Raw genomic sequence first — 12,363 nt, 5'->3', positions numbered from 1 at the left:
GCCCAGGCGCATGTCTGGCGGGCCGGGCTGGAAGTCGGGGAGAAAGGGGATTTGTTTATGGGTGTAGAGCTTGTGGCACTGCACTGGATTTACCTGCTGTTTATCGTGCTCATTATTGGGTTTATGGTCGCCCGCAAAGATACATCACTCGTTTGCATTGCCGGCATTTTTTTGTTGGCGGCGGTCGCTACCCATTCACTGAGCGAAGCGGTCAGCGGTGTGTTTAACAGCTTTATTTACGCCATTACCGAATTGCTGCCGACAATTTTAGTGATCTCGATTATTGTTGCGATGAGCAAAGTGTTATCGGCGACTGGCATCAACGATGTCATGGTATCGCCGTTTGTCCGTTTCATCCGCACGCCGGCTTGGGCGTATTGGACGATCGGGATGTTGATGATGGTGATCTCTTGGTTTTTCTGGCCATCTCCGGCCGTTGCCCTTATGGGGGCGGTGCTGTTGCCGGCAGCGGTTCGGGTGGGCTTGCCGGCGCTAGGGGTGGCGATGGCGATGAACTTGTTCGGACACGGCATCGCCCTTTCAGGTGATTTTATCATTCAAGGGGCGCCGAAGCTGACAGCTGATGCGGCCGGACTGCCGGTTGGCGACGTCATTGCGGCCAGTGTGCCGCTCGTGTTGGTCATGGGGGTCGTCACGACTGTCACGGCGTTTTATTTGTTGCGCCGTGACATGAAGCAAGGCCGTTTGACGAACGGGGATGCAGAAATCGCTGCCGCCACCGATTCGGCGCTTGAGAAAACGGGTGGGCTGCTGGCCGAGACGACGAAAAAATGGCTGGCGCTTTTGATTCCGGTGCTGTTTGTCCTTGACGTCATCGCGATGTTTTATTTGCATCTGCAAGGCGGGGAGGCAACGGCTCTAGTTGGCGGAACGGCGATTTTTATCTTAATTCTTATTTCTGTTTTAGCCCACCGACAAGAAAGCTTTGAGGAGGTGACAAACTACTTTATTGAAGGGTTTCAATTCGGGTTTAAAGTGTTTGGTCCCGTCATTCCGATTGCGGCCTTTTTCTATCTTGGTGATGCCGGATTCGTGAAAATTATTGGTGACTATTTGCCGCAGGCGTCACAAGGGATTGTCAACGATTTAGGGGTCGCCTTGGCTCATGCGGTGCCGCTGAACAATGAAATCGGGGCGGTCACGCTCACGATCGTCGGCGCCATTACCGGCCTTGACGGTTCTGGATTTTCCGGCATCTCACTTGCCGGTTCGGTCGCTCATTTGTTTGCCGTTGCCATTGGCGGCGGGGCGGCCACGTTAACAGCACTTGGCCAGATTGCTGCTATTTGGGTTGGCGGCGGCACGCTTGTTCCGTGGGCGCTCATCCCGGCTGCGGCGATTTGCGGCGTCGATCCGTTTGAGCTGGCGCGCCGCAACTTGATTCCCGTAGCGGTCGGATTGGCGATCACGACCGTTGTCGCCATGTTTCTCATCTGACCAAAAAGCTGTCCCGTGCGGCCGGGACGGCTTTTTTGTTATAATAAGCATGGATTGAAAAATCGGTCGATTTTTTGACAGTTTGTTTCCTTCTCTATACATCGGGCATCGAAAACTGTATAGTGAAAAAGAGATAAGCAACGTGGATGTACAAGAAATCAGGAAATCGTTGACTGGACTGGATGAAGGAAAGGCGGATGAAGATGACAAGACGAATGAACGATACGTTTTTGCGCGCCTGCCGCGGCGAAAAAACGGATTATGTGCCGGTGTGGTACATGCGGCAAGCCGGGCGGTCGCAACCGGAGTATCGGGCGTTGAAAGAAAAGTATTCACTGTTTGAGATCACACACCAGCCGGAGCTTTGCGCTTACGTCACGAGGCTTCCGGTTGAGCAATATGGCGTTGATGCTGCGATTTTATATAAAGACATTATGACGCCGCTGCCGGCAATGGGCGTTAATGTAGAGATTCAGGGTGGCGTCGGGCCGGTGATCGCCAACCCGATCCGCTCGCTTCAAGACGTCGAACGGCTCGGGGAAATCGATCCGGATTATGATGTGCCGTACGTGCTTGAGACGATCCGGTTGCTTGTCACCGAACAGCTCGACGTGCCGCTCATTGGGTTTGCCGGCGCGCCGTTTACGTTGGCGAGCTATATGATTGAAGGCGGCCCGTCGAAAAACTATTATAAAACGAAAGCGTTTATGTACGCCGAGCCGGCGGCATGGTTTGCGTTAATGGACAAGCTCGCCGGGATGACGATCCGCTATGTGAAAGCACAAATTGAGGCGGGGGCAAGCGCCGTGCAAATTTTTGACTCTTGGGTTGGCGCGGTGAATGCGGACGATTACCGGACGTTTATTAAGCCGGCGATGGCGCGCATTTTTGCCGCTTTGCGTGAGGAAGGTGTACCGCTCATCATGTTTGGCGTCGGGGCGGGCCATTTGGCGCGCGAGTGGAACGATTTGCCGCTTGACGTCATCGGTCTTGATTGGCGGCTATCGATTCGTGAAGCGCGCCGCCAAGGCATTACGAAAGCCATCCAAGGCAACTTGGATCCGGCGGTGCTGCTCGCGCCATGGAATGTGATTGAAGAGCGGGTGAAACGCATTTTGGACGAAGGAACGGAGCAGCCGGGCTATATTTTTAACGTGGGACACGGCATTTTCCCTGATGTGCAGCCGGCCACATTGAAACGGCTCACAGCTTTTATCCATGAGTATACTTCAGCAAAGTAAACGAGGTGCAACACAATGGCCAAGAACATTGTCGGACTGCTTGTGATGGCGTACGGCACTCCGTACAAAGAAGAGGATATCGAGAGATACTATACACATATCCGCCATGGGCGGAAGCCGCCGCAAGAACAAATCGATGATTTAAAAGCGCGCTATCAAGCCATCGGCGGCCTGTCGCCGCTTTCGAACATTACGGAAGCGCAGGCGAAGCAACTCGAGAAACGGCTGAATGCTGTGCAAGAGGACGTGGAGTTTCGCGCGTATTTGGGGTTGAAACATATCGAGCCGTTCATTGAGGACGCGGTTGAACGCATGCACGCCGACGGCATAAAAGAGGCGGTCGGCATCGTGTTGGCGCCGCATTATTCCACATTCAGCATCCGCTCGTACAACGAGCGGGCCAAAGCGGCAGCCGGGCGGCTCGGCGGCCCGGCCATTTATACGATTGACCAGTGGTATGACGAACCGAAGTTTTTGCAATATTGGACCGAACAGGTGAAAGCCATTTTTGATGCCATGCCGGAACGTGAGCGGGAGCGGGCTGTGTTGATCGTCTCGGCCCACAGCCTGCCGGAAAAAATCATCGAGGCCGGGGATCCGTATCCAGTACAGCTTGAAGACACGGCAAGGCGCATCGCCGAACAGGCCGGCGTCGCCCATTACGCCGTCGGCTGGCAAAGTGCCGGCAACACACCGGAACCATGGCTGGGCCCGGATGTACAAGATTTGACGCGTCTCCTCCATGAAGAGCACGGCTATACGTCGTTCGTTTATGCGCCGGTCGGCTTTGTTGCCGATCATTTGGAAGTGTTGTATGACAACGACATTGAATGCAAACAAGTAACCGAAGAAATTGGCGCCCGCTATTACCGGCCGGAGATGCCAAACACCGATCCACTGTTTATTGATGCGTTGGCGACGGTCGTGTTAAAGCGGTTCGCAAAAGAAGGCGATCAGCATGAGTGAAGAACAACGGACGGTTGTGATTATCGGCGGCGGCATTACGGGTCTTACTGCCGCCTACTACTTGCAAAAAGCGATCAAAGAACAGCATCTACCGCTGGCATGCAAGCTTGTTGAGGCGACGCACCGGCTCGGCGGAAAAGTGCAGACAGTCGTCCGCGACGGCTTTGTCATTGAGCGTGGCCCGGACTCGTTTCTAGCACGGAAAACGAGCGCATTTCGACTTGTGAAAGAAGTCGGGCTTGAACAGGAAATCGTCCATAATGCGACCGGAAAGTCGTACATTTTAGTTAACGGAAAGCTATATCCGATTCCGGGCGGGGCGGTGATGGGCATCCCGACGCGCATTGCCCCGTTTGTGGCGACCGGGTTGTTTTCCCCTGCGGGCAAGCTGCGGGCGGCGCTCGATTTTGTGCTGCCGCCGGTGAAAACAGACGGTGACATGCCGCTTGGCCGCTTTTTTCGCCGCCGTTTAGGCGATGAAGTGGTAGACAATTTGATCGAACCGTTGCTGTCCGGCATTTATGCCGGCGACATCGACGAAATGAGCTTAATGGCGACATTCCCGCAGTTTTTTCAGCTTGAACAAAAATATGGAAGCCTCGTTCGTGGTGCAAAACGAACGACGCCAAAAGAGCAAAAGGAGCGAAAAGGGGCGTTTCAGACATTAAAAACGGGTTTGCAGTCGCTTGTTGAAGAGGTGGAGAAACGGCTTGAGCCGGGCAGCGTCATAAAAGGAACGCGCGTGGAGCGGATCGCCCGCGCCGGTTCGGTGTACCAGCTGCAATTGAGCAACGGTGAAACATGGGAGGCAGACAGTGTGATCATCACCACGCCACACCATATTGTGCCTGACATGTTTGCCGATTACCCGTTTTTTGCCCCGTTCCGATCGGTGCCGCTGACGTCGGTGGCGACGGTCGCGCTTGCTTTTCCGGAACAAGCGATCCGCCAAGATATTGACGGCACCGGGTTTGTCGTCTCGCGCCGCAGCGATTATACGATGACGGCGTGCACGTGGACGCACAAAAAATGGCCGCATACGACACCATCCGGTAAAGCGCTGCTGCGCGGCTATGTCGGACGTCCAGGCGATGAGGAGATCGTCGATCAGCCGGATGACGAGATTGTCCGCGTTGTATTGGATGATTTAAACAAGGTGATGAAAATTGACGGCCAGCCGGAGTTTGCCGTCATCTCCCGATGGAAACGGGCGATGCCGCAATATACGGTCGGGCATCGCGAGCGGCTGGCGAAGATTAAGCAACATATGGCCGCCGAGTTGCCTGGGGTGTTTTTGGCCGGCAGCTCCTATGAAGGACTTGGGTTGCCGGATTGCATTGATCAAGGGGAGAAGGCAGTCCGTGACGTGCTTGATTATTTGTGGCAAGGGAAACCCGACCGGCCGGCAGAAGCCCTGTACAGCGGCGTCCATTAGCCGTCAGCTCGCTGGCGCCCGGCGGTGGAGGCCGTCGGAGACAATGTTGAGGCCGGGCCTCCTCAAGGGGGCATCATTTTGGTCCTTTACGTGGCGGCGTGCACATGGTATGATAGAGACGAATTGACCAATTTGTCCATTCAGTCAAGTTAAAGGATGAGGCTCATGGCAAGCGACCGTAAACGGCAAATTATCGAGGCGGCGGCCCAATCGTTTGCTGCGTTCGGCTATAAGGCGACAACGATGGAGCAAATTGCTAAGCTCGCCAACGTCGGCAAAGGGACGATTTACACGTTTTTTAAAAGCAAAGAGGAGCTGCTTGATGAAATCGTTTCATCTTTGATCGCAGAAATCAAGGCAGAAGCTGAGCAGGCGATGGCTCCGTCGTTGCCATTTTCCGAAAACGTCCATCGCGCTTTGTACCGCATTTTGGAATTCCGTCAGCGCCACCAATTGACGGCGAAGCTGCTCCAAGAAGTGCGCAACATTGGCACTGCGGCGGTACAGGACGTGCTGGCCAAGCTCGACCGGGAGATGGTTGAGTTTATCCGGCAAAAAATTGAGGCAGCGGTGGAAAAAGGGGAAATCCGTCCGTGCAATTCGGAAATTACCGCATTTTTAATGTTGAAGGTGTACATTGCCTTGATCGTCGATTGGGAAAAAGATCATGAGCCGCTGACAAAAGAGCAAATTGCCGAACTGTTTGCCCTTTATTTTTTACAAGGATTGTCCAAGTAGATGATCCTGTCTTTTTTTGTTAGTTATGACCATATGGACAAATTGGTCATTTGTTCAAAGGAGGAATAGGCTAGATGCTGATGAAAGAATTGCAAGCTATTCTGCTCCGCCCGAAAGTGCTCATTCCGGTTCTTGCGGTTTTGTTCATTCCCCTTCTTTATAGCGGATCGTTTTTGTGGGCGTTTTGGGATCCGTACGGTCATTTGGATCGATTGCCGGTTGCGGTCGTCAATGAAGATGAGGGGGCGCTGCTTGACGGCAAGAAAATTCAGCTTGGCAACGATGTCGTGAAACGGCTGAAGGAAAATGGTACGTTTGATTGGCAGTTTGTCAGCCGCAAGCAGGCGGATGATGGGTTAGAGGACGGAACGTATTATATGGCGGTCATGATCCCGAAAGATTTTTCCGCCAACGCAACAACGGTGCAAAGCGGGAAGCCGAAGCCGCTGAAACTGGTGTACATCCCGAATGAAGGGGCGAACTATTTGGCGGGAAAAATCGGCGATTCCGCGATAGAAGCCATTAAGGAAGAAATGGCGAACAATGTGACAAGAACTTATGTAGAGACGATGTTGGCGAAGATGCAAGAGGCAGCTGACGGGCTCGGTGAGGCGGGCAAAGGGGCGAGCCAGCTGCATGACGGGGTGCAAGCCGCGCGAAAAGGGGGCCGCGCACTTGTCGATGGAATGACAGGGGCGGAGCAAGGCAGCGCCCGTCTGTCTGCTGGAGCGAAGCAAGCCAAGGACGGGGCGGACGAGTTAACCCGTTATTTAACTGAGTTGGCCGAGAAATCGCTGACGTTTGAAAACGGCTTGCAAGCCGCTAACAGCGGAGCGAAACAAGTGCAGGACGGGACGGCGTCGCTTGCAGACGGCCTTGGGCAGCTGGCTAGCGGAAGCCGCGAGCTTGCCGATGGTGCAACCGCCGCTCAACATGGGGCGGCATCGCTTGCGGGCGGGCTTCATGATTCGCTTTCTGCCCTCAAAGAGCTGCAAACGCAGTTGCCGGTGTTAACGGATGGCGCCAATCGACTTCAACACGACGCGTCTCAACTAAGCGGAGAGGTTGAAATGTGGAAGCGAAAAGCGAATGAAGCTGCCGCCGGGGGGAGCGAAGTGCAAAAAGGACTCGAGCAGTATGCCGCCGGGTTGCAAGTGTTGGCTGCCAAGGCGCAAGATCCGCAGGAAAAGGAAACGTTGCAGGCGCTGTATGAACAGCTTCAGCCGCTCGTTGAGGAAAGCGGAAATGTGGCAAATGGTGTCGGAGCGTTGGCTGATGGAATGGAGCCGATCCAAAACGGGCTTTCCCGCCTCGCGGGCGCCGCGTCCGCTCTTGCCTCCGGACAGCAGGCGGCACAGTCTGGTGTAGGAAAACTCGTTAACGGGCAACAACAGTTGGTCAATGGGGCAGATCGTCTACTCGCCGCCCAACAAACATTGGCCGACGGAGCGGACAAGTTGGCCAAACAGCTGCAACATGCGCATGACGGAGCGCAAACGCTTGCTGCCGGAAGCCGCGAGCTTGCCGAGGGGGTCAACAAACTGGCTTCCGGTTCAGCCGGCTTCGTCTCGGGGACAAATCAATTAGCCGAAGGGGCCAACCAGCTTTCCAATGGCGTTTCCGCTGTGGCGGAGGGGGCGTCTTCGCTTCATGAAGGGCTTGGCCGCCTTGCCCGCGGCGGAGAATCGCTCCTAGGCGGCCTCGGCCGGCTTGAGGATGGAGCGGAGCAGCTGGCCGACCGCTTGCAAGAAGGAGCGGAAAAAGCGGATGGCATTCATGCGGACGATCAGGCGTCGCAAATGATTGCCGATCCGGTGCAAAAGGATAAACAGCCGCTTTATCATGTGCCGAACTACGGAACCGGGTTTGCCCCGTACTTTTTGTCGCTCGGCTTGTTCGTCGGGGCGCTGTTGTTGACGATCGTCTTTCCGCTGCGTGAACCGGCCGGGCGCCCATCGTCAGGCTTTGCTTGGTTTTTCGGGAAATGGGGAGTGCTTGCCGCGGCGGCGGCGGCACAAACGCTTTTGGCTGATGCATGGCTGCTTTATGGCCTTGGTTTGCATGTGCAGAGCGTCGGCCGCTTTGTTTTGTTGACGTGGATCATCAGCATGACTTTCATGATGATCGTTCAATGCCTTGTCACACTCTTTGACAATCCGGGACGGTTTGTCGCGATTTTGCTTTTGATCGCACAGTTGATTGGAAGCGCCGGCACGTATCCGCTTGAACTCGTTCCAGGTGCGTTGCAGCGCATCCACCAATGGCTGCCGATGACGCACGCCATTCGCGGGCTGCGGGCGGTGATTTCGAGCGGCGATTTCACGCTCATGTGGAAGGAGGCGTCCATATTGGCAGGAGTGGCTGCGGTCTTTGCTGCAGCGACGCTCGGGTATTTTCTTCTCCTTTACCGCCGCCGCTATCGAGCATGGGCCGAGACGGTAACAGCAGCTTGAGAACGGGGAACGGCCGGCAGCAACCGTCCCATATTAGGCAAAAAGCGCCTTTAACACCACAATGGGCGCTTTTCTTTTTTGAGGATAAATGGATAAATAAAAAAAGGCCCCATAACTGGGGCACCAAGGCAAAAAAGCAGGCTGCATCGAGGAACAGCCTATCGCCGGCAGGGCAGCCGGCATCGTGACGCAAGGGCAGCGTCCGCTCACCTAGTGGCGGTAAGCGGCGCCAAGGCAGTCAGAACATGTGTTGCCGTAGCACTCGTGTTGCTCGTCAATCGTTTTGCCGCATTGCGAGCACTTTTTCGGCGGCAGGTTTTTGAAAAATTCCAACACTTTCATCAACATCTCGATCCCCTCCGTTGTCTTGTTGGTTTTATTGTATTATAACACAACCGAAAATGTCAATAGGTGTTTTAAAACAAAAAAACAACAAAGATGAAAAAATGGTGGTTGTCATGTATGATGAAGGCAAGATGGATGGAAGGAGAGGAAAGGAAATGAAAGTGACAGTCATCGGTTATTGGGGAGGGTTTCCGGCCGCCAATGAGGCGACATCTGCTTACTTGTTTGAGCATGACGGGTTTCGTTTGCTTGTCGACTGCGGGAGCGGAGCGCTTGCCAAGCTGCAAAACTACACGGCTGTAGAAAACTTGGACGCCGTCATCGTCTCCCACTATCATTATGACCATATCGCCGACATCGGTCCGCTCCAATATGCGCGTCTCATTCATAAAAATTTAGGAGCGAACCTGCCGGTGTTGCCGATTTACGGCCACAAAGAAGATGAGGCGGCCTTCGCCCGCCTGACGCATAGCGGCATTACGGAGGGAAACGCCTATGATCCGGAAGGGACGCTTGTTGTTGGGCCGTTTTCGCTTACATTTCTAAAAACAGCCCATCCGGTGCCATGCTACGCTATGCGCATTACCGCTGGGGGCAAGACTGTCGTGTATACGGCTGATTCAAGCTACATGCCGGAATTTGCACCGTTTGCAAAAGGAGCTGACTTGCTCATTTGCGAGTGCAATTTTTACGCCGGGCAAAACGCAGCCCCGGCCGGCCATATGACGAGCGAGGAGGCGGCGGCCATCGCCGAGGGGGCGGGTGTTGGTGAACTATGGTTGACGCACTTGCCGCACGTTGGCAGGCACGAACAGCTCGTTGAAGAAGCGGAGCGGACGTTCCGCGGCGTCATTCGCCTCGCCCGCACCGGTTTAGTGTGGGCGCTATAACAAAAATCATCGAAAAAACAGCAAAGGAAACGCTTCCACTTGTCCTTTGCTGTTCTTTTTTTTATAATAAATTATAGTTCGAATTTTTTTACTTAAAAAATGAATGGTCATTCATTCATTTTAAGGGGGAGATTGGATGAATGTAACGACGCGGTTGGCGCAAATCGCCAAACAACTGCCGGACAAAGAAGCATACGTATTTATGGGAGAACGATGCACGTACCAACAATTGTACGCTGCGGCGTCCCGGTTTGCCGACGGGTTAATGCAGCTTGGCATTCGCCGGGGCGACCATGTCGCCCTGTTGCTTGGAAACTCACCTCAGTTTATCATCAGTCTGTACGGGGCGTTGCGGCTTGGGGCGACCGTTATTCCGATCAACCCGATTTATACGCCGGAAGAAATCGCTTATATTTTGCACAATGGTGACGTGAAGGCAGTGATCGGGCTCGATTTGCTCGCTCCGCTCGTTGACATGGCAAAGCAACGTTTGCCATTGCTCAAGCAAGCTATCGTTTGCGAAACGGCGCAAGGAAAGGAAAAAGGAATCGCATTATCCGCCGGGATGAAACCGTTTGCGGAGGTGTTGGCTGCCGGCGACCCGGCGTTTGCAGGACCGGAGCTTGATGATGATGATGTCGCCGTCATTTTGTATACGTCCGGAACGACCGGCAAGCCGAAAGGGGCCATGCTCACGCATCAAAACTTGTACAGCAACGCCCAAGATACGGCTGATTACTTAGGCATCAATGAGCATGACCGCGTCATTGCCGCTTTGCCGATGTTCCACGTCTTTTGCCTGACGGTGGCGTTAAATGCACCGCTTATGAACGGGGGGACGGTGCTCATTATGCCGAAATTCAGCCCGGCCGCCATGTTTACGTTAACCCGCGAGGAAAAGGCGACGATTTTTGCCGGCGTGCCAACGATGTACAATTTCCTTTATCAGCATGAGGGAGGAAGCGCAGCTGATTTGCAGACGCTTCGGCTTTGCATCTCAGGGGGAGCTTCTATGCCGGTCGCGTTGCTTGAAAACTTTGAGAAAAAATTCAATGTGATCGTCTCGGAAGGGTATGGGTTGTCGGAGGCGTCGCCAGTGACGTGCTTCAACCCGCTTGATCGGCCGCGCAAGCCTGGCTCGATCGGGACGAGCATTAAAAACGTCGAAAACAAAGTCGTCAACGAGTACGGTGAAGAAGTGCCAGCCGGGGAAGTGGGTGAGCTTGTCGTCCGCGGTCCAAATGTTATGAAAGGGTATTACAAAATGCCGGAGGAAACAGCGGCCGCCTTGCGCGATGGCTGGCTGCACACCGGCGATTTGGCGCGCATGGACGAGGATGGTTATTTTTATATCGTCGACCGAAAAAAAGAGATGATTATCGTCGGCGGCTACAACGTATACCCACGTGAAGTCGAAGAAGTGCTGTACAGCCATCCGGACGTCGTTGAAGCGGCTGTGATTGGTGTGCCGGATCCGGATTACGGCGAAGCGGTGCGGGCGTTTGTCGTCGCGAAAAATCCGGGGCTGACTGAGGAGGAATTGCTCGCCTACTGCCGTGAGCGGTTGGCGAAGTATAAAGTGCCGGGCGAAATCAGCTTTTTAGAGGAACTGCCAAAAAACGCAACAGGAAAAATTTTACGGAGAACGTTAAAAGAACGGTTGACCGCTTCCCATAGTTGAGGTGCTGAATGTTCAGCACCTTCTCTTTTTTTTGAATAATATATTGAAAACAAAGAGATAAACCTATATAATTTGACACATAAAAGCATAAAAGGGCAAAAGTTAATGAAACGTATCTATACAAGGGGGATCGGATTATGGGCAAACAGATGCAACGACTTGCCATGTTATGCGCAGCAAGCTTTTTGCTGCTTGGCGGCTGCGGCGGAGCGAAAGAAACGGGAAGCAGCCAAGGAAATGGCGGCGGACAGGAAGCGAAGGAAAAGACGTATAAGGTCGGGGTGACACAAATTGTCGAGCATCCGTCACTTGATGCGGCGCGCAAAGGATTTGAGCAGGCGTTAAAGGACAAGGGGCTGTCCGTCGAGTATGACGTACAAATCGCCCAAGGAGACCAAAGCAACAACCAAACGATCGCCACGAACTTTGTCTCGGATGGCGTTGACTTGATTTTCGCCAACTCGACGCCAAGCGCGCAGGCGGCGCTCAACGCAACAAAAGACATTCCGATCGTGTTTACGTCAGTGACGGACCCGGTCGGCGCTCAGCTTGTCCAATCGATGGAACAGCCAGGCGGCAATGTGACAGGCACGACCGACACTCATCCGGAGGCGATTCCGAAAACGGTGCAGTTTATCGATAAGTACATCAGCGGCGGCCGTGTCGGCATGGTGTATAACGCCGGCGAACAAAATTCAGTCGCCCAAGTGGATCAAGTGAAAAAAGCGATGGAAGGAACCGATTTGAACATCGTTTCCGCATCGGTATCCACGTCGGCTGAAGTAAAACAGGCGGCTGAATCGCTCATCGGCAAAGTCGACTGTTTCTATATCATCACCGACAATACGGTTGTATCAGCGCTTGAGTCCGTTATTCAAGTGGCCAACGAACATGATATTCCCCTTTTCGTCGGCGAGCTTGACTCAGTGAAGCGCGGCGGGTTTGCGGCGTATGGGTTTGACTATTATGACATCGGTTATGAAGCAGGGGAAATGGCGGCGCAAATTTTGCAAGACGGCAAGAAGCCGTCCGATTTGCCGGTGCAATATCCGCAAAAATTGAAGCTTGTCATAAATAAAAAAGCGGCGCAAGAAATGGGAATCGAACTTAATCCGGAATGGGATTCGATCGCCGAATATATCGAATAAACGACTGT

The 12,363-nt window shown here is 53.7% G+C and carries 10 protein-coding genes; 9 read left to right on the top strand and 1 reads right to left on the bottom strand.

Translation table 11 applies throughout. The features are described 5' to 3' along the window. Positions 1 to 57 precede the first annotated feature (57 nt). From ACTVDO_RS05305 to ACTVDO_RS05280, 6 genes are all read left to right on the top strand, one after another. Entirely contained in the window at positions 58 to 1,458 is a 1,401-nt protein-coding gene (locus ACTVDO_RS05305) for a hypothetical protein (RefSeq protein ID WP_020958806.1), read from the top strand. A 203-nt stretch (positions 1,459 to 1,661) separates the two neighbouring features. Continuing rightward, the gene (hemE, locus tag ACTVDO_RS05300) at positions 1,662 to 2,699 is read left to right on the top strand and encodes a uroporphyrinogen decarboxylase (protein WP_023817483.1); all 1,038 of its coding nucleotides are present in this window, start codon (positions 1,662 to 1,664) and stop codon (positions 2,697 to 2,699) included. A gap of 15 nt (positions 2,700 to 2,714) precedes the next feature. Beyond that, complete coding sequence (gene hemH / locus ACTVDO_RS05295; protein ID WP_020958808.1) at positions 2,715 to 3,665, top strand: ferrochelatase; 951 nt, start codon at positions 2,715 to 2,717, stop codon at positions 3,663 to 3,665. Next, on the top strand, positions 3,658 to 5,100 hold the full coding sequence (hemY, locus tag ACTVDO_RS05290; protein ID WP_020958809.1) for a protoporphyrinogen oxidase: 1,443 nt from the start codon (positions 3,658 to 3,660) through the stop codon (positions 5,098 to 5,100). The genes hemH and hemY overlap by 8 nt, the downstream gene beginning before the upstream one ends. Before the next feature lie 165 nt (positions 5,101 to 5,265). Further along, on the top strand, positions 5,266 to 5,838 hold the full coding sequence (locus ACTVDO_RS05285; RefSeq protein WP_020958810.1) for a TetR/AcrR family transcriptional regulator: 573 nt from the start codon (positions 5,266 to 5,268) through the stop codon (positions 5,836 to 5,838). Positions 5,839 to 5,912: 74 nt separating this feature from the next. After that, positions 5,913 to 8,291: a YhgE/Pip family protein gene (locus tag ACTVDO_RS05280; protein ID WP_442901169.1), complete on the top strand. Its 2,379-nt coding sequence runs from the start codon at positions 5,913 to 5,915 to the stop codon at positions 8,289 to 8,291. A gap of 210 nt (positions 8,292 to 8,501) precedes the next feature. Here ACTVDO_RS05280 and yhfH read toward each other — a convergent pair whose 3' ends face one another. Continuing rightward, entirely contained in the window at positions 8,502 to 8,639 is a 138-nt protein-coding gene (gene yhfH, locus ACTVDO_RS05275) for a protein YhfH (RefSeq protein ID WP_020958812.1), read from the bottom strand. Between the two features lie 152 nt (positions 8,640 to 8,791). Here yhfH and ACTVDO_RS05270 point away from each other — a divergent pair, with 152 nt between their 5' ends. The 3 genes from ACTVDO_RS05270 (at position 8,792) to ACTVDO_RS05260 (ending at position 12,355) form a co-directional block, all read left to right on the top strand. Beyond that, complete coding sequence (locus ACTVDO_RS05270; protein ID WP_442901168.1) at positions 8,792 to 9,526, top strand: MBL fold metallo-hydrolase; 735 nt, start codon at positions 8,792 to 8,794, stop codon at positions 9,524 to 9,526. Positions 9,527 to 9,662: 136 nt separating this feature from the next. Continuing rightward, positions 9,663 to 11,207, top strand: a complete 1,545-nt coding sequence (locus ACTVDO_RS05265; RefSeq protein ID WP_020958814.1) for a fatty acid--CoA ligase family protein — start codon at positions 9,663 to 9,665, stop codon at positions 11,205 to 11,207. 137 nt (positions 11,208 to 11,344) lie between these two features. After that, positions 11,345 to 12,355, top strand: a complete 1,011-nt coding sequence (locus ACTVDO_RS05260; protein WP_020958815.1) for an ABC transporter substrate-binding protein — start codon at positions 11,345 to 11,347, stop codon at positions 12,353 to 12,355. Positions 12,356 to 12,363 lie beyond the last annotated feature (8 nt).

This window comes from Geobacillus sp. BK01, assembly GCF_052220245.1.
GTDB lineage: Bacteria > Bacillota > Bacilli > Bacillales > Anoxybacillaceae > Geobacillus.
Note: the sequence above shows the minus strand (reverse complement) of the source record. Positions and strands in the feature narration are given on the sequence as shown.